This is a genomic window from Pseudomonas sp. QD4 (assembly GCF_049199125.1).
GTDB lineage: Bacteria > Pseudomonadota > Gammaproteobacteria > Pseudomonadales > Pseudomonadaceae > Aquipseudomonas.
The window spans coordinates 62,378-80,281 of the sequence record NZ_JBLZOM010000004.1 but is presented as its reverse complement, the minus strand read 5'-3'; the positions used below and the strand labels follow the sequence as shown (position 1 = coordinate 80,281).

At 62.5% G+C, this 17,904-nt stretch carries 17 protein-coding genes; 7 read left to right on the top strand and 10 right to left on the bottom strand.

Translation table 11 applies throughout. The features are described from left to right. Positions 1 to 45: 45 nt before the first annotated feature. Positions 46 to 1,569: a fumarate hydratase gene (locus ACOZJV_RS23340; RefSeq protein WP_020297224.1), complete on the bottom strand. Its 1,524-nt coding sequence runs from the start codon at positions 1,567 to 1,569 to the stop codon at positions 46 to 48. A 336-nt stretch (positions 1,570 to 1,905) separates the two neighbouring features. On the opposite strand from ACOZJV_RS23340, the gene ACOZJV_RS23335 reads away from it, so the two are divergent. Both ACOZJV_RS23335 and ACOZJV_RS23330 read left to right on the top strand, forming a co-directional pair. Beyond that, the gene (locus ACOZJV_RS23335) at positions 1,906 to 3,012 is read left to right on the top strand and encodes a diguanylate cyclase domain-containing protein (RefSeq protein WP_421548613.1); all 1,107 of its coding nucleotides are present in this window, start codon (positions 1,906 to 1,908) and stop codon (positions 3,010 to 3,012) included. Next, entirely contained in the window at positions 3,005 to 3,943 is a 939-nt protein-coding gene (locus tag ACOZJV_RS23330) for an iron-sulfur-binding ferredoxin reductase (RefSeq protein WP_421548612.1), read from the top strand. The genes ACOZJV_RS23335 and ACOZJV_RS23330 overlap by 8 nt, the downstream gene beginning before the upstream one ends. Positions 3,944 to 4,075: 132 nt before the next feature. On the opposite strand, the gene pyk is transcribed toward ACOZJV_RS23330, so the two are convergent. Further along, positions 4,076 to 5,527: a pyruvate kinase gene (gene pyk, locus ACOZJV_RS23325; protein ID WP_078471880.1), complete on the bottom strand. Its 1,452-nt coding sequence runs from the start codon at positions 5,525 to 5,527 to the stop codon at positions 4,076 to 4,078. Positions 5,528 to 5,684: 157 nt separating this feature from the next. Here pyk and ACOZJV_RS23320 point away from each other — a divergent pair, with 157 nt between their 5' ends. Together ACOZJV_RS23320 and ACOZJV_RS23315 are read left to right on the top strand one after the other, a co-directional pair. Continuing rightward, the gene (locus ACOZJV_RS23320) at positions 5,685 to 6,059 is read left to right on the top strand and encodes a tetratricopeptide repeat protein (RefSeq protein WP_078471879.1); all 375 of its coding nucleotides are present in this window, start codon (positions 5,685 to 5,687) and stop codon (positions 6,057 to 6,059) included. Between the two features lie 205 nt (positions 6,060 to 6,264). Next, complete coding sequence (locus ACOZJV_RS23315) at positions 6,265 to 6,624, top strand: PilZ domain-containing protein (protein ID WP_421548611.1); 360 nt, start codon at positions 6,265 to 6,267, stop codon at positions 6,622 to 6,624. Positions 6,625 to 6,639: 15 nt separating this feature from the next. On the opposite strand, the gene ACOZJV_RS23310 is transcribed toward ACOZJV_RS23315, so the two are convergent. From ACOZJV_RS23310 to ACOZJV_RS23285, 6 genes are read right to left on the bottom strand one after another with little or no spacing between them, the layout of a single operon-like run. Beyond that, a complete protein-coding gene (locus tag ACOZJV_RS23310) occupies positions 6,640 to 7,971 on the bottom strand; it encodes a DUF58 domain-containing protein (protein WP_421548610.1) in 1,332 nt (443 codons plus the stop codon). A 13-nt stretch (positions 7,972 to 7,984) separates the two neighbouring features. After that, entirely contained in the window at positions 7,985 to 9,010 is a 1,026-nt protein-coding gene (locus ACOZJV_RS23305) for an AAA family ATPase (protein ID WP_078471876.1), read from the bottom strand. Then, a complete protein-coding gene (locus ACOZJV_RS23300) occupies positions 9,007 to 10,179 on the bottom strand; it encodes a DUF4350 domain-containing protein (protein WP_201127566.1) in 1,173 nt (390 codons plus the stop codon). Before ACOZJV_RS23300 ends, ACOZJV_RS23305 begins: the two co-directional genes overlap by 4 nt. Then, entirely contained in the window at positions 10,176 to 11,717 is a 1,542-nt protein-coding gene (locus tag ACOZJV_RS23295; protein WP_421548609.1) for a DUF4129 domain-containing protein, read from the bottom strand. Before ACOZJV_RS23295 ends, ACOZJV_RS23300 begins: the two co-directional genes overlap by 4 nt. After that, complete coding sequence (locus ACOZJV_RS23290) at positions 11,704 to 12,684, bottom strand: stage II sporulation protein M (RefSeq protein WP_078472051.1); 981 nt, start codon at positions 12,682 to 12,684, stop codon at positions 11,704 to 11,706. The genes ACOZJV_RS23295 and ACOZJV_RS23290 overlap by 14 nt, the downstream gene beginning before the upstream one ends. Beyond that, positions 12,681 to 13,406, bottom strand: a complete 726-nt coding sequence (locus ACOZJV_RS23285; protein WP_421548801.1) for an RDD family protein — start codon at positions 13,404 to 13,406, stop codon at positions 12,681 to 12,683. Before ACOZJV_RS23285 ends, ACOZJV_RS23290 begins: the two co-directional genes overlap by 4 nt. Positions 13,407 to 13,589: 183 nt before the next feature. On the opposite strand from ACOZJV_RS23285, the gene sbcB reads away from it, so the two are divergent. Beyond that, positions 13,590 to 15,017 carry an exodeoxyribonuclease I gene (gene sbcB, locus ACOZJV_RS23280; RefSeq protein WP_421548608.1) on the top strand — a complete coding sequence of 476 codons (1,428 nt, stop codon included), beginning with the start codon at positions 13,590 to 13,592 and terminating at the stop codon, positions 15,015 to 15,017. A 100-nt stretch (positions 15,018 to 15,117) separates the two neighbouring features. Here sbcB and mvaT read toward each other — a convergent pair whose 3' ends face one another. Then, entirely contained in the window at positions 15,118 to 15,492 is a 375-nt protein-coding gene (gene mvaT, locus ACOZJV_RS23275) for a histone-like nucleoid-structuring protein MvaT (protein WP_078471871.1), read from the bottom strand. A gap of 345 nt (positions 15,493 to 15,837) precedes the next feature. Here mvaT and purU point away from each other — a divergent pair, with 345 nt between their 5' ends. Both purU and ACOZJV_RS23265 read left to right on the top strand, forming a co-directional pair. Next, positions 15,838 to 16,686: a formyltetrahydrofolate deformylase gene (gene purU / locus ACOZJV_RS23270; RefSeq protein WP_421548607.1), complete on the top strand. Its 849-nt coding sequence runs from the start codon at positions 15,838 to 15,840 to the stop codon at positions 16,684 to 16,686. Between the two features lie 65 nt (positions 16,687 to 16,751). After that, positions 16,752 to 16,940 carry a hypothetical protein gene (locus ACOZJV_RS23265; protein ID WP_078471870.1) on the top strand — a complete coding sequence of 63 codons (189 nt, stop codon included), beginning with the start codon at positions 16,752 to 16,754 and terminating at the stop codon, positions 16,938 to 16,940. Between the two features lie 127 nt (positions 16,941 to 17,067). Here the strand turns inward: ACOZJV_RS23265 and ACOZJV_RS23260 are convergent, their stop codons facing one another. Further along, positions 17,068 to 17,832, bottom strand: a complete 765-nt coding sequence (locus ACOZJV_RS23260; RefSeq protein WP_371106527.1) for a methyl-accepting chemotaxis protein — start codon at positions 17,830 to 17,832, stop codon at positions 17,068 to 17,070. Positions 17,833 to 17,904: the final 72 nt, after the last annotated feature.

The following is a 17,904-nucleotide window of genomic DNA, read 5'->3' as shown; positions in this document are numbered from 1 at the left end:
CCGTTCAATGAACAGCGCCGCCGCCTGGGTTGACGCGTGGAAGCCTTACTGCACTTCTACCGCCAGGCTTTCACTGATCTTTTTCTGCCAGATCGCCGGGCCGGTGATGTGCACCGACTCGCCCTGGCTGTCGACGGCCACGGTGACCGGCATGTCCTTGACCTCGAACTCGTAGATCGCCTCCATGCCCAGTTCGGCGAACGCCAGGACCTTGGACTTCTTGATCGCCTGGGCCACCAGGTAGGCTGCGCCGCCGACGGCCATCAGGTACACGGCCTTGTTGTCCTTGATCGCCTCGATCGCGGTCGGACCGCGCTCGGACTTGCCGATCATGCCCAGAAGGCCGGTCTGCTCGAGGATCTGCCGGGTGAACTTGTCCATCCGCGTGGCGGTGGTCGGGCCGGCAGGGCCCACGACTTCGTCACCGACCGGATCGACCGGGCCGACGTAGTAGATGAAGCGACCCTTGAGGTCTACCGGCAGGGTTTCGCCCTTGTTCAGCATCTCGACCATGCGCTTGTGCGCCGCGTCGCGACCGGTGAGCATCTTGCCGTTGAGCAGCACGGTTTCGCCCGGCTTCCAGCTCTGCACGTCTTCCGGGGTCAGGGTGTCGAGATTGACGCGACGGGCCGACGGGCCGGCTTCCCAGACGATTTCCGGGTAGGCGTCCAGTGGTGGCGCTTCCAGGGATGCCGGGCCGGAACCGTCGAGCACGAAGTGCGCGTGGCGGGTGGCGGCGCAGTTGGGGATCATGCACACCGGCAGGGAGGCGGCGTGGGTCGGGTAATCCATGATTTTCACGTCGAGCACGGTGGTCAGGCCACCCAGGCCCTGGGCGCCGATGCCCAGTTGGTTGACCTTCTCGAACAGCTCCAGGCGCATCTCTTCGATACGGTTGGACGGGCCACGGGCCTTGAGCTCGTGGATGTCGATGGATTCCATCAACACTTCCTTGGCCATCACCGCGGCTTTCTCGGCGGTGCCGCCGATGCCGATGCCCAGCATGCCTGGCGGGCACCAGCCGGCGCCCATGGTCGGAACGGTCTTGAGCACCCAGTCGACGATCGAGTCGGACGGGTTGAGCATGGCCATTTTCGACTTGTTCTCGGAGCCGCCGCCCTTGGCCGCCACATCCACTTCCACGGTGTTGCCCGGGACGATGGAGTAGTGGATGACCGCCGGGGTGTTGTCCTTGGTGTTTTTACGCGCGCCCGCCGGGTCGGCCAGGATCGAAGCCCGCAGGACGTTTTCCGGCAGGTTGTAAGCGCGACGCACGCCTTCGTTGATCATGTCGTCCAGGCCCATGGTCGCGCCATCCCAGCGCACGTCCATGCCTACGCGGACAAATACGGTAACGATGCCGGTGTCCTGGCAGATCGGGCGGTGGCCAGTGGCACACATGCGCGAGTTGATCAGGATTTGCGCCATGGAATCACGGGCTGCCGGCGATTCTTCGCGCAGGTAGGCCTCGTGCATCGCCTGGATGAAGTCCACGGGGTGGTAGTAGGAAATGAACTGCAGGGCGTCGGCAACGCTCTGTATCAGGTCGTCTTGCTTGATCACGGTCATGAGTCGCGCTCCTCTAAAAGACGGGAACATTTAATAAGGTGCTTGCAGCTTGGGTGCATCGGTCGGTTGCAAACACCTTCTTGAGGCACGCCGGACACACATTGGCGCGACGCTAAAAAGGCGCGGCAGTATACCGCGCCTCAGTCCCGGGCACACCCGCCAGCCGCCAAACGAAAGTCGAGCAGCGAACAGGCACTGTTCTTGCGTGAACGCGTCAGACGTAGCATTAAAACGCCACAAATTTGAATAGTTATTTTTTCGCCACGGCACTAAAGTGGCAAGTGGCCTGTAGGGTAGGAAACTCTTTAAGCCCCCTTTCGCACGGTGAGTCAACGATTGACCCATAAAGCTATTCAGCGTCTTTTAATCAAGCGTTTTGCCATTGCTTCGGGCAGTTACGCATTGATTTTGCTGTTGCTCTGGGTCGCCATCCTTACCGGACATTATTCTGCTCCGGTCAGCGCCGCGCTGATCGATACGGTCCTGGTGGTGATCAGCCAGGCCATCCTGTTTGGCCTGTTCATCAGCGGGCGCAACCTGCGGTTTTCCGATCCAAGCCTTACCGAAGTGCAGGTGCTGCTGGGTATCACCTGGCAGACCTGGCTGTTGGCGCACCTGGATATCGCCCGTGGCACCTTCCTGGTGTTCTACGTGGTGCCCATGTTGTTCGGGCTCTTTCATCTTTCGCGGCGGGCCTTTACCCGCTGTGCGATGTGGATATTCATCAGTTTTGCCGCGCTCAACCTGTGGGAGGCGTATCACTTCCGGCTGGCAGACCCGCGGTTGGCAGTGTTGCAGGTGAGCGTGCTGTTCGTGGTGCTGCTGTGGCTGTGCCTGTACGCCAGCTATGTCCAGGCTTCGCGCCAGCGCATGCGACAACGGCGCTTCGCCTTGCAGGCCCACCAGGACACCTTGCGTGGCATGATGCGTCAGCTCGAGGACCTGGTGGCCACCGATGAACTGACGGGCCTGTTCAATCGACGGCACTTCCTTCGGCTCGCTTCCCGTGAGCTGCACGCCATGGGCGCCGACCAGGTGCACGGCCTGGCGCTGATCGACCTCGACCATTTCAAACGGATCAACGATATGCATGGCCATGCCGCCGGCGACCAGGTGTTACAAGCGTTTGCCGCAGTGGCCAGCGCCTGCCTGCGCGAAGGTGATGTGCTGGCTCGCTACGGCGGTGAAGAGTTTGTCCTGTTGCTGCCTGAATGCGACGCCGAGCGCTTGACCTCCTGTTGCGAGCGCCTGCGCATTGCGTTTATGGATGCCCAACTGGTTGGCTTGAAGGTGCGCGACCTCAGTCTGTCGGCGGGCATGACCCTGTTGGTGCTGGACGATGACCTCGATGATGCGCTGCAGCGTGCTGATCAGGCGCTGTATCGGGCCAAGCGCGATGGCCGCAACCGCTGCGCGGCGGCGTGGGAGCAGGCCGATGCCTGAGCTGCGGGTCGGTGAGCGGCAGTGGTCGGTGGCGGCGGGCAGTAATCTGCTGGATGCGCTGAATCAGGCCGGCATGGCGGTGCCCTACAGTTGCCGCGCCGGCAGTTGCCATGCGTGCCTGGTGCGGTGCGTCCAGGGCCTGCCCAGCGATAGCCGACCTGATGCCCTGAGCGACGAGCAGCGCCGTCTCGGCTGGCGCCTGGCCTGTCAGTGCCAGGTGAACGAGGATCTGCAGGTCGAAACCTTCGATCCCCTGCGCGATGGCCTGTCTGCCGTGGTGCAGGGGGCTGACTGGTTATCGTCCACGGTACTGCGTCTGCGATTGCAGCCCGAACGCAATCTGCGCTATCAGGCCGGCCAGCATCTGGTGCTATGGACGACCAGTGGCGTGGCGCGCCCTTATTCACTGGCGAGCCTGCCCGAGGAAGACCGCTTTCTGGAGTTCCACCTCGACTGTCGCCAGGCGGGGGCATTCAGTGATGTGGCGCGTGAGCTGAAGCCGGGCGACCCGCTGCGCCTGGGGGAGCTGCGAGGAGGGGCGCTGCACTACGACCCGGATTGGCAGAGCCGGCCGCTGTGGCTGCTGGCGGCCGGCACCGGTTTGGCGCCGTTGTTCGGGGTGTTGCGTGAGGCGTTGCGCCAGGATCATCAGGGCGCGATCCGGGTTATCCACCTCGCCCATGATGCCGGCGAGCATTACCTGGCCAAGCCCCTGGCGGCCCTGGCGGCGAATCATCCCAACCTCAGCGTCGAGTTGCTGACCCCGGCCGAACTGCCCTTGGCCTTGGGTCAACTGCGGCTGACGTCCCGGCAAACCCTGGCGCTGCTCTGCGGTCACCCCGACAGCGTCGACACCTTCGCCCGGCGTCTGTACCTGTCAGGCTTGCCGCGCAATCAACTGCTGGCCGACGTCTTCCTGCCTCGAGCCTGACAGGCCACGGCGTCCTCGCGGGCCAGCGCATCTATGCCTGACGCTCCCCAGCGCGCTCAAGCACCAACAGCTACCCAACGAAAAAAGCCCCGACGTTTTCACGACGGGGCTTTTGCGTTCAGCGCGTGCTGCTTAGACCATCGGGTCGCCAACGTGCAGGATCTTCATGCCATTGGTGCCGCCGGTGGTGTGGTAGCTGTCGCCCTTGGTCAGGATGACCCAGTCGCCTTTTTCTACCACGCCGAGTTTCAGCAGTTCGTCGATGGCTGCCTGGCTGACCTGCTCCGGTGGCAGGGATGCCGGGTCGAACGGCACGGTGTAGACGCCACGGAACATGGCGGCACGGGCCTGGGTCTCGCGGTGCGGGGAGAACGCGTAGATCGGGATCGAGGAACGAATGCGCGACATGATCAACGGCGTATAGCCACTTTCGGTCAAGGCGATGATCGCCTTCACGCCCGGGAAGTGGTTGGCAGTGTACATGGCGGCCAGGGCGATACTCTGGTCGCAGCTTTCGAAGACCTTGCCGATACGGTGGCTGGAAGTCTTGCTGGTTGGATGCTTTTCAGCGCCGACGCAGATCCGCGCCATCGCTTGAACCGCTTCCAGCGGGTACGGGCCCGCGGCACTTTCAGCCGAAAGCATCACGGCGTCGGTGTAGTCGAGCACGGCGTTGGCCACGTCGGACACTTCGGCGCGGGTTGGCATCGGGTTCTGGATCATCGACTCCATCATCTGGGTCGCCACGATCACTGCCTTATTGTGGCGACGAGCGTGGAGGATGATCTTCTTCTGGATGCCGATCAGTTCGGCGTCGCCGATTTCCACACCCAGGTCGCCACGGGCAACCATGACGGCGTCGGACGCCTTGATCAGCCCATCAAGGGTCTCGTCGTCGGCTACGGCTTCGGCGCGTTCGATCTTCGCCACCAGCCAGGCGGTGCCGCCGGCTTCGTCGCGCAGTTTACGGGCGTATTCCATGTCGGCGGCGTCGCGCGGGAAGGACACGGCGAGGTAGTCGACTTCCATTTCGGCGGCGAGCTTGATGTCAGCCTTGTCTTTTTCAGTCAGGGCCGGTGCGGTCAGGCCGCCACCGCGACGGTTGATGCCTTTGTGATCCGACAGCGGGCCGCCGATGGTGACCACGCAGTTCAGTTCGGTGTCGGAGGCGGTTTCAACGCGCATCACCACACGACCGTCGTCGAGCAGCAGCTCGTCGCCGACGCCGCAATCCTTGACCAGGTCCGGGTAGTCGATACCCACGATCTGCTGGTTGCCTTCGGTCAGCGGATGCACGGTGGAGAAGGTGAAGTGATCACCGATCTTCAGCTCGATGCGCTTGTTGGCGAATTTGGCGATGCGGATCTTAGGGCCTTGCAGGTCACCCAGCAGCGCGACAAAACGCCCGTGCTTGGCCGCGAGATCGCGTACCAGCTTGGCGCGAGCCTTGTGCTCGTCGGGGGTGCCGTGGGAGAAGTTCAGACGGGCGACGTCGAGGCCCGCGAGAATCAGCTGTTCGAGAACTTCCGGCGAGTTACTGGCCGGGCCGAGGGTGGCAACGATTTTGGTACGACGAACGGACATGCAAGACTCCTAAAGTTCAAGCGCAACGAGAGGCTACTATGGTCCGAAGTTGTAGTCATTGTTCGTTTGCACTACTTATTCGTTTGTTTGTTTAAACGAACAACCTTGAAGATTTTCGCTGATGAGTCGATACACTGCACAAGACAGGAGATCCCCCATGCGCTTCGTACTCATTGCTGCCCTGGCCGTCAGTGTTGTCGGCTGTACCCGCTGGTCGATGGACCACCATTTGAACAATGCCTACCGCGCCTACGATCGCGGTAACTGCGAGAGCGTGATGCTCGAACTCAGCCAGGTCGATCGCACCAGCCGTTCGCGCCGCTATGTGCAGCCGGAAGTCTCCATGTTGCGCGGGCAATGCCTGGAGCGGCAGAAACTGTTCGTCGATGCTGCGCAGACCTATCAGTTCATCCTCACCGAGTACCCGAGCAGCGAGTATGCGTTCCGTGCCCGTGCTCGACTGGAAACCCTGCAACAGTTGGGCTACTACCCGCCGCGTACCGGCGCCCAGGTCCGCCCGGCAACCTTGTAATTATATTCGTCATACATTCCGTGGCCGGGCTTGGGCCTTGAGCTAAGATTGCGGAGTCCGCCTGGAGCTTCGCATCTGAATCGCCGGCTCTGCTGGCTGCCCGCGACCGGCGACAGCACGGACTCGGGAGAGCGACCTGCCTGCAGGTCTGCTCCGAAGCCCTAGTGCGGCCATGCTTAATGGCCTCTGCATAGCGATCTTCAGCATGCCTACCGAACGTCGGATAGAGCGGCACCAGCTGCCGTACTTTTTGAAAGTCTACAATCGACTCACCGACAAGCCTGTCGGCAGCCTGGGCAATGTCTCGCAAGACGGTTTGATGCTGATCAGCCAGTTGCCGATGATGGTGGGGGTCGATTTCGAACTGCGGGTGAAGCTTCCGGGCAACACCGGTCGAGCGCAGTTCATCGACTTCACGGCCAACTGCCTGTGGTGCCACGAAGACGTAACGCCCCACTATTACGACGCGGGTTTTGCCCTGCAGCGGACGTCTGCCGAGTACCGGCAACTGGTGAGTGACCTGCAGCACTACTTCAGTTTCTATCCCTTGCAGGCCTCGGCCTAGCCTGCCGGCCCTGGCTCACAGGGTGCCGGCTTTCTTCCAGCTCAGGTAACGGGTCACCAGTTCCGCGCCCAGCTCGCCCGGACGGGCGTCGAGCAAGGAGACGCCGTGGGCCAGCAACCGCTCATGCAGCTCACTCCGGGCGTTCAGATAGTCCACGGTGCCGCAGTAGGTCAGGGCCTCGGGCAGGGTCTGCACCGGTGTTTGGCGCAGTTCGTCGAGAACTTCTTCACGCAGGCTGGCCACCAGCACCCGGTGTTGGCGGCTGATGCGCTTGACCGCCGTCAGCAGTTCTTCGTCATCTTCATCGCGCAGGTTGGTGACCAGCACCACCAGTGCCCGGCGTTTCTGCCGTGCCAGGAAGTGGCTGGCGGCGGCCTGGTAGTCGGCGGGGCGCTGGCTGCTGTCCAGGTCGTACACCGAGTTGAGCAAGACGCTGAGCTGCGCCGAGCCCTTGACCGGGGCCAGGTAGCGCGGTGCCTGGCTGGCAAAGGTGCTCAGGCCTACCGCATCGCCCTGGCGCAAGGCCACGTAACTCAGCAGCAGGCAAGCATTGAGGGCATGGTCGAAATGCGCCAGCTCGCCATCCTGGCTGCGCATGCGGCGGCCGCAGTCGAGCATAAAGATAATCTGCTGGTCGCGTTCGTCCTGGTACTCGCGGGCAATCGGCGTGCGCTGGCGGGCGGTGGCTTTCCAGTCGATCTGGCGCAGGCTGTCGCCTTCGCGAAACTCCCGCAGCTGGTTGAACTCCAGGCCCAGGCCCCGGCGTTGCAACTGGCGCACCCCGAGCTGGCTTAGCCAGTTGTCCACCGCCAGCAATTGCGCGCCGTAGAGGCGGGCGAAGTCCGGGTACACGCGGGTGCTGTCGGGCAGGGGCAGGATCCGGCGCGCGCTCCACAGTCCCAGGGTGCTGGGCAGGTTGAGCTCGCAGTAGGCGAAGTTGAAATGCCCACGCTTGAGCGGTCGCACTCGATAGCCGAACTGACTGTGCCGCCCGGGTTCGAGGGTCAGGCCCTGAGGCAGGTGTTCGAAGCTCAAACCGTCCGGTACATGGTCAAAGACTTCGACGGCGCGCGGCCGCTGATAGTCGTGGTGCAGCTCCAGGCTGACTTCGCTCCAGCGCCCCAGCGGCAGGCTGCCGGGGATCTGCCGCCGCAGTCGGGGCGAGGGCAGGCGCCAGAGCAGCGCGGCATCGAGCACCGCCAGCAGCAACAAGGCCAACAGCAGGCCCCAGGCAATCGACTGGAGGCTTGGTGGCAGGTCCAGGCCCAGGGCACCGCAGGCGCCCAGGACGATGTCCAGGCCCAGCAGCACGCCCAGCCAGATCAGCAACAGGCGCGAAGGTTTCATCGGTTCAGATGGCTCATAGGCGTGGCGCCGGGATCTGGTCGAGCAGTTGCTTGAGCACCTGCTCCACCGACAGGCCTTCGATATCCAGTTCCGGGGCGATCCGCACCCGATGGCGCAACACCGCCAGGGCACAGCCTTTGACGTCGTCGGGAATCACGAAGTCGCCACCACGCAACAGCGCTCGCGCCCGCGCGCCGCGGACCAGGGCAATCGATGCCCGGGGGCCGGCGCCCAGGGTCAAGCCGGGCCAGGTACGGGTGGCGCGGGCCAGGCGCACGGCGTAGTCGAGCACCTGTTCGTCCAGCGGCAGGTCGCTGGCAATCCGTTGCAGGGTCAGCACGTCCTTGGCTTGCAATACGGTGCGCAGGGGTTGCACATCCAGCATGTCGGCGCGGGTCGAACGGGCGACCTGGCGCACCATGTCCAGTTCCTGCTCGGCGTCTGGGTAGTCCATGCGCAGTTTGAGCATGAAACGGTCAAGTTCGGCTTCCGGCAGCGGGTAGGTGCCTTCCTGTTCGATCGGGTTCTGGGTGGCCAGCACCATGAACGGCTGACCGATCGGCAGGGCCTGGCCTTCCAGTGTGACCTGGCGTTCCTGCATGGCTTCGAGCAGCGCGGCCTGGGTCTTGGCCGGTGCGCGGTTGATCTCGTCCGCGAGCAACAGGTTGGTGAACAGCGGACCCTTGCGCAGCTTGAACTGCTCGGTCTGCATGTCGTACACCGCGTGCCCGGTGACGTCGCTGGGCATCAGGTCCGGGGTGAACTGGATGCGCGCGAACTCACCGCCAAAGCAGCGAGCCAGGGCGCGCACCAGCAAGGTCTTGCCCAGGCCCGGCACGCCTTCGAGCAGTACATGGCCGCCGGCAATCAGCGCCGTGAGCACGTCGTCGATCACCGCGTCCTGGCCGATCACGACTTTTTGCAGTTCCTGGCGTACGGCCTGGGCCAATTGGCTGGCGCGCTGGCGCTGCTGGGCCAGATGTTGTTCGGCAGGGAGGGCGTCAGTGGATGGAAGCGGGTCTTCGGGAAGTTCGCTCATAGGGCATTCCTGAGAGTTTGCAGGTGGGCGACCAGGCGGCTGAAATCGGCACTGGAATGGCGCTGCCCGCTGCCTGACGGCAGCGCCTGGCTGATGGCATCGATGGGTTGCTGGGTCAGGCGCGCGAGCACCTGGCACTGTTGTTCGGTGTCGAGGCGTTCAAACCCCGGGTGCCGGCGACGGGCGCGGCGCTGGATGTCCAGGCGCAGGGCCTTGAGCAGGGCGCCCTGGCCGCCATGGCGCAGCAGGAAGTCGGCGCTGGCGCGCAGGTGTTCGCGCAACTGGCGCCGCGCCTTGGGCGGAGGTGCCTGCAGCGGGCCGTGGCGTACGCCGACATGCCACAGCCAGAGGCCGATCAACGCCGCCAGGGCTACCAGGGCTTGGGGGAAGTACCGCAGCAGTAGCTGCCAGAGACCGTCGTGGTGGGTGTCGAATAACAGGGTGACGGTGCTGTCGGTGCTCAAATACCACAGCAGCCAGGCGTTGTCGTAACGGCCGATCTGGGTGTTTTTCCAGATTTCGGCGTCCGTCAGCACCGTCACCGTGCCGCTGCCGTAGGACAGTTGCATCATGTGGGTGGCGACGCCGCTGTTGGCCCAGGATCGCGCCAGGTCGTGGGGGTCATCGAGATCAAAGTCATTGTCGAAGCTGAAGTAGGCCGGTGCTTTTTCATCTTCCAGGTACAGCTTGGTCAACTTCGGGAAGTCTTCTTTTTCTTCAGGTTCCTGCGGCTGCGGCGGGTGTTCCTGGTCGGCGCTCATAAATTGATGGATTCGCAGCCGATCCAGCAGCAGGTCGCCGCTTTTTTCGGTTTTCTCGTCCCACAGCGCCTCGGCGACCAGCACCAGGCGCCCGCCGGCGCGGGTCCAGTTCAGCACCTGGCGAACCTGGCGTGGGGTCATGTTCGAGCGCTCCCCCAGCATCAGCAGGGTTTGGCCGTGGGACTCCAGGGTCGGCAGAATTTCCAGGCCATCGGCGTGCTGGACCTTGAGTCCGCGCTGCTGCAGAAACTGCTCGGCGGCCAGGTAAGGGTTGGCCAGGGCCTCGGGGGAAGGGCCGTGGTCGATGACTTCCTGGTAGGGCACTGCGTTGCGATAAATGACGTAAGCGACCCCGGCGACCAGTACGCACAGCACCAGGCCCAGGGCCCACGGCAAGCCACGCTTCATGGTCGCACCTGCGGCTCGAACAGCGCCCGCCAGGCGTCGCACAGTTCCTGTTGCAGGTGCGCCGCCGGCAGTCGGTGGCCATAGGCGAGGTTTTGCCAGTGTTGGGTCAGGCTGCTGCTGAACGCCAGCAAGGCCGGTTGCTGCAAGCCCCGGATCCGTTCCAGGACCTGGCCTTCAGTGTCGGCGGCCTTGAGTGGCAACTGGTAGTCATGCAGCAAGCGGTTGAGCAGGGCCCGGTACAGCAGGCCCAGGGCTTCCCGGGGCTGGCTCTGCCACAACCGTGCGGCACTGGCGGCGATATCTTCGGGCAGGGTTTCGCTGGCGACATCCAGCCCGAACAACTGGGTCGGCTGGGGCCTCGGGATTTTTTTCCGTGGCTGGGGGCGCCGGCTGACAAACGCTTGCAGCCACTCGCGGTAGCGCCAGATCACCAGGGCGATCGTGCCCAGGACCACGGCCCAGAGGAAGACTTCCAGACCCTTGGCAATGCTGGCGAAGGTGCCGCCGTCCAGGTTACCCAGCAGCTTCTTCAACCAGCTCGGCGGTTTGCCCGACTGGGTGCCTGGCTTGGGTTCGTCGCCGAAGCGGTAGCGGGTCACCGATTCCGGATTCTTGAACGGCGGTTTTTCCAGGATTGCCTGGATGCCATCTTTTGACGCCTGGCTGTTCAGCGCCTGGTTGCGCAGGCGCAGGTGGGTCGAGGGGTCGACCTCTGCGGCGGCCCAGACTTCTTGATGCAGCGGGACCAGCGTCAGGCCCACCAGCAACAGCAGCGCCGCCACGCTGCTCAGACGTTGGCGCAGGCGGCGGAACACCAGCTCCAGGTCCCAGGCCTCCAGTTCGGTACGGCGGTTGAGATAAAGGCTGAAACCGCAGGCGACGTAGATCGGTTCCCAGGCAATCAGCACCAGCGCGTAGAAGGCATTGGTCAGGTGCTCCAGCCATAGCCAGTCCTGCTGGGCGGCCGCGACCAGGGTTTTCTGCCAGTCCCAGTCGAGTTCGATCTGTTGCGGCAGCATCAGGTAGAACAGCACCATCAGGCCGATCCACAGCGCGCCTTCAAGGTGTACACCGATCAGGGTCAGCCAGCGCGCGGCGCCGGCATTTTTTTGCAGCAGAACGTTGAGTCGTTGCTGGCGCGCATCACCGCTCAGGCCTTCGAGCTGCACTACCGGCATCACGAAACTGCGGCTCATGCTCAGGCGGCGCCAAGTCAGGCTCGCCAGCAGTTGTGGCTTGAGCAGGCGCGGCCATTGGCGCAGCGCCTGGCCCAGGGTCGGGGTTTCGCCGAACAGGGCCTTGGACAGAATAAACAGCGGCAGCCGGTCGAAGGCCGGTTTCAACCACCAGAACAGCAGCAGGGCCCATGAGGGCGACTGCCACAGCAGCAGGCTGAGCAAGGCAAAGACCGGCAGGGTGACGATGGCCCAACTGGTCATCAGCAGCCGACGATGCTGCTGGCTCAGCAGCACGCCCAGGTCCATGGCTTCCCAGGGCGTGCGCGGGCGGATCGCCACACTTGAGTCACTCAGGCGCATGGGCGGTACGTCCGGCAAAAATCAGATAAAGCGCCACCAGCGCCCACAGGGCTGCGCCCACCAGGTATTTGATCCAGGGCGCGGGCCAGGTCAGGGAGGACCAATAGGCTTCAATAAAGGCGGCGATCAATAAAAACAGCATCACTCCACAGACCAGTTGCACGCTCTTGCGCGAGGCTTGCAGCAGCGCTTCGCCCCGGGGCAGGCGCCCGGGGGCGATCAGCGCCCAGCCCAGTTGCAGGCCTGCCGCGCCGGCCAGGGCAATGGCCGTGAGCTCGAAGGCTCCATGGCCGATGACAAACGACCAGAAGGTCTGCCCGGAGCCGATTTGCGTCAGGTGGCCGGCAATGGCGCCAATCATCAAACCGTTGAAGAACAGGAAGAACACGCTGCCCAGGCCGAACAGCAGCCCGCTGGCGAAGGTCTGAAAGGCAATGCCGATGTTGTTCATGATGTAGTAGCCGAACATCACCCAGTCTTCGCTGGAGGCGCGCGCGGCATCTCGGCCCAGGCGGCTGGAGTCGGGGTCGTACATGCTCTGCATGGCGCCCACCTGCTCCGGGCTTACCAGGCTGTAGACCAGGTCGGGAAACAGATAGACCAGCAGGCCGAAGCCCAGCAGGCTGCCGAAGAACAGCAGGCCGGCAGCCAGCACGAAGCGCCATTGTTCGCGCACCAGGCGTGGAAACCCGGCGAGTACGAAACCCAGCACCTTGGCGCTCAAAGGCGTGCGTTGCCGGTACAGCTGTTGATGGCCGCGCAGCGCCAATTGTTGCAGCGGATCGATCAGGTAGCTGCTGTAGCCGCGCTCCTGGGCCAACGCCAGGTGTTGGCACAAGCGGCGGTAGTCCTGGGGGAAACTCAGGCAGTCTTCGGCCTTGGCCTGGCGGCGCTCCAGTTGCTCCAGCAGTTGGCTGAAACGCTGCCACTCGGGTTGATGGCGACTTTCGAACAGGCTTTGCTTCATGTCGGCCCCAAAAAGCCACGGGCGATGCCGTTGAGCTCGGCCTTGGCCTGGTTAATGGGAACCTGCAGGGGCTGGGCGAGAATCGCCGCCAGCTCGTCGATTCGTTCTGCCGACAGTTGGCTCTGGCGTTCGGCGAAACCGAGGATTGCCCGCTGCTCATCGAGCTTGAGGGCGAAAGGTGCGCGCCTGGGTTCAGCCTCGGGCAATGCCGGGCGGTCCAGGGTGCGCTCGCGATAGATCACCAGGGTACCGGCGGCCAGGTCGCCGAGGCGCTTGAAGGTCGGGTGCTGCAGACAACTGATGGCGCCGAGGAAATAGCCGAATGGCAACATGTCGGCAAACCGCAACAGGTTGCGGGTCAGGGACGGGCCCCAGCCGATGGGCGTGCCGTCATCCTGCACGACCCTGAGCCCCATCAGCATCTTGCCGGGCGAGCGACCCTGGTTGAGCACCTCGAACAGCACCATGTACCACCAACTGATCAGGAACAGCAGGAGCGAACCCAGGCCCATGCCCAGCTTGCCGAGAAACGCCAGGGCAATGAACAGCACGCCGAGGATCGCCCCGCGAAACCCCAGGTCGATGGCAAAGGCCATGGCGCGCGACATCAACCCGGCCGGGCGCAGCGGCAAGTCGATGCCTTCCGGCGTCTCGACCTGGTACCGCGTATCCAGTGGCGGGTGCAGCGGTGCTTTCCGTGGCAGTGCTGTGTTCTCGGGCATGGGCAACGGGTGGCTGGCCTGGTTGAGAAAAAAATCCAGGGCAGATGCTAGCAGTGTCGGGGGGGCGAACGACATCACTAACTGTCGCGATGACGCATCGGGTAACCGATCTGGTGCAAGATCGCTGGCCGCGGCGGCTGCCTAGCGCCTAGACTTTGCCGGTCTTCAGTTCAGGAACAGCCCGTGACCTCCATCTTCTGGTACGACTACGAAACCACTGGCATCAACCCGCGCTGCGACCGGCCGCTGCAAGTGGCGGGTATTCGCACCGACCATGAACTCAACGAGATCGGCGAGGCGGTCAACCTCTACTGCCAGCCCAGCGACGATATCCTGCCCCATCCTGCGGCCTGCATGATCACCGGCATTACCCCCGGCCGCCTGGCTGCAGAGGGGTTGAGCGAAGCCGATTTCATGACTCGGGTCCATGCCCAGCTGGCCCAGCCCGGCACCTGTGGCTCGGGCTACAACACCTTGCGTTTCGACGACGAGATGACCCGCTACAGCCTGTACCGCAACTTCTTCGACCCGTACGCCCGCGAGTGGCAGGGCGGCAACAGCCGCTGGGATCTGATCGATGTGGCGCGTGCGGCCTATGCCTTGCGTCCGCAAGGCATCGTCTGGCCCGAGGAAGAGGGGCGGGTGAGCCTCAAGCTCGAACGTCTGACCGCTGCCAACGGCATCGACCATGGCCAGGCCCACGACGCACTCTCCGATGTGCGCGCCACCATCGCCCTGGGGCGGCTGATCCGGGAGAAGCAGCCCAAGCTGTTTGACTGGCTGTTTCAACTGCGCAGCAAGCAACGGGTGATGGACCAGATCCGCCTGCTGCAGCCGATGGTGCATATCTCCGGGCGGTTCTCGGCGGCGCGCAGTTACCTCGGCGTGGTGCTGCCCCTGGCCTGGCACCCGCGCAATCGCAATGCGCTGATTGTCTGTGACCTGCACCTCGATCCCCAGGGGTTGCTGGACCAGGATGCGGAGTCATTGCGCCAGCGCTTGTACACCCGCCGTGACGAGTTGAAGGAGGGCGAGTTGCCGGTGCCACTCAAGCTTATTCATATCAACCGCTGTCCGGTGGTGGCGCCACTGAATGTATTGCGCCCACAGGACCAGCAGCGCCTGCAACTGGACATGGAGCTTTATCAGGTGCGCGCGCAGCAGCTGAGCGCGGGCCAGGAAGTTTGGCGGGAGAAACTTCAGGCGATCTATGCAACTGAAGACTTTGCGGCCACAGAGGATCCGGAGCAGCAGTTATACGACGGGTTTATTGGTGATCGTGATCGTCGACTGTGCGAGCAAGTACGCCTGGCCGACCCTGTCGATTTGGCTCAAGCGCATTGGCCATTCGATGATGGACGCCTGCCGGAATTATTATTCCGTTACCGAGCGCGCAACTTCATCGAGACATTGAATAAGCAAGAGCAAGAGCACTGGAAAACATTTTGTCAGCAACGCCTACTCGACCCGAAATACGGGGCGCCCAATACCCTTGAGGCTTTTAACGCGGCCTGTGCACAGTCCTTATTAAACGCCACGCCGGCGCAGAAAGCGGTACTCAATGAATGGCAGGATTATGCGCGTTCATTAAGCGTCCGGCTGGGTATTTGAACGGGCTTACTGCGCACCCGGGTTAAATTCCAGGAATAAAAAACGCCAGCTGACTGGCGTTTTTTTACGGGTCACCAATTTCTGGTGCCGGCGCTATGGCTTAACCCAGCAGGGTTGCCCAGCCTTCAACTACGTCGCCGCCCCACTTGGCTTTCCACTCTTTCAGGGTCTTGTGGTTGCCACCTTTGGTTTCGATGACTTCGCCGTTGTGCGGGTTTTTGTACTGTTTAACTTTGCGAGCACGTTTGGTGCCGGTAGTTTTTACAGCAGCGCGTGGCGCTTTAACTTTGGACTCTGGATCGAGCAGGGCGATGATGTCACGCAGCGACTTGGAGTACTCGCCCATCAGGGTGCGCAGTTTGCCTTCAAATTCCAGTTCGGTTTGCAGTTTGTCGTCTTGGGACAGATTCTTCAAACGGGCCTGGAGCTCTTTGATGGCTTCTTCTGTGGCACGGTATTCGTTGATCAGGGACATGGAAACTACCTTATTTGGGCGCGAGTGGCGGGGTACAGTGTCGTAATAATAGTCAGGCAGTTTCAGCAAGTAAACATTAAAGAGGGCTTTTGTTTAATTTGTTTAAAGTGTCGGCTCGAAAAAAAGCCGTGCAGTTAAATACTGTGATGGGCCTCTCACAGATATTCACAAACTCAGTCACGGACTATTTGCAACTAGGTCTGTGACAGAACCCGGCAGTCAGTTTTTTCAGGGTGTTAGTGAGCCTGGCGGTGCCTGGAGACGATTGAGGCGTAACGGATACTGCAGTTTTGCCGCGTAATGGCTAGAATGGCGGCCTTTGCGAAGTTCTGGAGTTTCCCCCTCATGCGCACTTTTCGGTTGGTGATTTCTTGCCCGGACCGCGTTGGCATTGTCGCCAAAGTCAGTAACTTTCTGGCCTCCCATAACGGCTGGATCACCGAAGCGAGCCACCACTCGGACAACCTCAGTGGCTGGTTCTTCATGCGTCACGAGATTCGTGCCGATTCGTTGCCCTTTGGTATCGAAGCATTGCGCGAGGCGTTCAAGCCGATTGCCGACGAGTTCTCGATGGACTGGCGCATCACCGACACCGCACAGAAGAAGCGCGTGGTGTTGATGGCCAGCCGTGAGTCCCATTGCCTGGCGGACTTGCTGCATCGCTGGCACAGCGACGAGCTTGATTGCGAGATCTCCTGCGTGATCTCCAACCATGACGACCTGCGCAGCATGGTCGAGTGGCACGGCATTCCTTATTACCACGTACCGGTCAATCCACAGGACAAGCAACCGGCTTTCGCCGAAGTCTCGCGCCTGGTCAAGCATCACGATGCAGAAGTGGTGGTCTTGGCGCGCTACATGCAAATCCTGCCGCCATCCCTGTGCAGCGAGTACGCGCACAAAGTGATCAACATTCACCACAGCTTCCTGCCGTCCTTCGTCGGTGCCAAACCCTACCACCAGGCGTCGCTGCGCGGGGTCAAGTTGATCGGTGCGACCTGTCACTACGTGACCGAAGAGCTGGATGCCGGCCCTATCATCGAGCAGGACGTGGTGCGTGTCAGCCATAGCGACAGCATTGAAGACATGGTGCGTTTCGGCCGTGACGTCGAGAAGATGGTCCTGGCCCGTGGCCTGCGTTATCACCTGGAAGACCGGGTCCTGGTGCATGGCAACAAGACCGTGGTGTTCTGATTGAGAAGGGTGGGGCCGGGCGTTACATGTCAGGCCCCCCGCATCGTCGTAGCGAGGTCGGGCCGATGAACGATCCACTGGATAAAGCCACATCCAAGGCTCCCGCCACCTTGGGCGAGGGTTGTCTGAGCCGCTACGACCCTGACGATATGGGGCCGCAGGACGGCACCGAGTTTCCCGGAGCCGCTGAGTTGTGGGAACAACTGCAGCAAGATCAAGACCCCGAAACCGAGGCACCGACCAAGCCTGCCTGATAGGCGAACAGCGCCTTGGGATACAGCGACAAGACCCTATTGCCGGCCCGCCCGTTTTCAGAAAAAGGCGCGCCGGCTTTTTAATGGGCGTTTGCCAGCGAGAGCCTAGGCCCTCGCCGGCAATAGGTCAGATGCGGAAGGTGCCTACCAGGTGCTTCAGGCGCGCGGCCTGCTGCTCCAGATCAGAGCAGGCGCGCAGGGTCGACTGCAGGTTTTCCACGCCTTCCTGGTTGAGGGTGTTGATCTCGGTAATGTCCATGTTGATTGACTCCACCACCGAGGTCTGCTCCTCGGTGGCGGTCGCGACCGACTGGTTCATGCCGTCGATCTCGCCAATCCGCTGGGTCACGCTGTTCAGGCGTTCGCCAGCCAGGTTGGCGATCTCCACGCTGTCCTGGCTGTGGCGCTGGCTTTCACTCATGGTACCGACCGACTCGCGGGCGCCCACTTGCAGCTCCTCGATCATGGTTTGCACCTGTTGCGCCGACTCCTGAGTGCGGTGCGCCAGGTTGCGAACCTCATCGGCCACCACCGCAAAGCCTCGACCTGCTTCCCCGGCGCGTGCCGCTTCAATGGCAGCGTTAAGCGCCAGCAGGTTGGTTTGCTGGGAAATGCTGGTGATGACTTCGAGGATCTGCCCGATGTTCACGGTCTTGCTGTTGAGTGTCTCGATGTTGGTGCTGGAGGCGCTGATCATCTTCGACAGCTGATTCATCGCCTGGATGCTGCGATCCACCACTTGCTGACCGTCTTCGGCCAGGTTGCGTGCGTCGCTGGCCTGTTGCGAGGCTTGAGCGGCATTGCGTGCGATTTCCTGGGCGGCGGCACCCAGTTCATTGATGGCCGCGGCGACGCTATTGGTGCGGCTGGCCTGCTCATCGGAGTTGAGCATCGACGAGTTGGAAGCGCTGACCACGCGCAGGGCCACTTCGTTGACATGCTCGGTGGCCGAGGACACTTCGCG

Coding starts and splice junctions, on each gene's coding strand:
- pyk (WP_078471880.1), bottom strand. CDS start 5,527: ATGTCCGTTCGTCGTACCAAAATCGTTGCCACCCTCGGCCCGGCCAGT.
- ACOZJV_RS23305 (WP_078471876.1), bottom strand. CDS start 9,010: ATGAGCGAACTTCCCGAAGACCCGCTTCCATCCACTGACGCCCTCCCT.
- ACOZJV_RS23295 (WP_421548609.1), bottom strand. CDS start 11,717: ATGCGCCTGAGTGACTCAAGTGTGGCGATCCGCCCGCGCACGCCCTGG.
- ACOZJV_RS23320 (WP_078471879.1), top strand. CDS start 5,685: ATGCGCTTCGTACTCATTGCTGCCCTGGCCGTCAGTGTTGTCGGCTGT.
- mvaT (WP_078471871.1), bottom strand. CDS start 15,492: ATGTCCCTGATCAACGAATACCGTGCCACAGAAGAAGCCATCAAAGAG.
- purU (WP_421548607.1), top strand. CDS start 15,838: ATGCGCACTTTTCGGTTGGTGATTTCTTGCCCGGACCGCGTTGGCATT.
- ACOZJV_RS23310 (WP_421548610.1), bottom strand. CDS start 7,971: ATGAAACCTTCGCGCCTGTTGCTGATCTGGCTGGGCGTGCTGCTGGGC.
- ACOZJV_RS23315 (WP_421548611.1), top strand. CDS start 6,265: ATGCCTACCGAACGTCGGATAGAGCGGCACCAGCTGCCGTACTTTTTG.
- ACOZJV_RS23265 (WP_078471870.1), top strand. CDS start 16,752: ATGAACGATCCACTGGATAAAGCCACATCCAAGGCTCCCGCCACCTTG.
- ACOZJV_RS23330 (WP_421548612.1), top strand. CDS start 3,005: ATGCCTGAGCTGCGGGTCGGTGAGCGGCAGTGGTCGGTGGCGGCGGGC.
- ACOZJV_RS23260 (WP_371106527.1), bottom strand. CDS start 17,832: ATGCTCAACTCCGATGAGCAGGCCAGCCGCACCAATAGCGTCGCCGCG.
- ACOZJV_RS23300 (WP_201127566.1), bottom strand. CDS start 10,179: ATGAAGCGTGGCTTGCCGTGGGCCCTGGGCCTGGTGCTGTGCGTACTG.
- ACOZJV_RS23290 (WP_078472051.1), bottom strand. CDS start 12,684: ATGAAGCAAAGCCTGTTCGAAAGTCGCCATCAACCCGAGTGGCAGCGT.
- ACOZJV_RS23340 (WP_020297224.1), bottom strand. CDS start 1,569: ATGACCGTGATCAAGCAAGACGACCTGATACAGAGCGTTGCCGACGCC.
- ACOZJV_RS23285 (WP_421548801.1), bottom strand. CDS start 13,406: ATGCCCGAGAACACAGCACTGCCACGGAAAGCACCGCTGCACCCGCCA.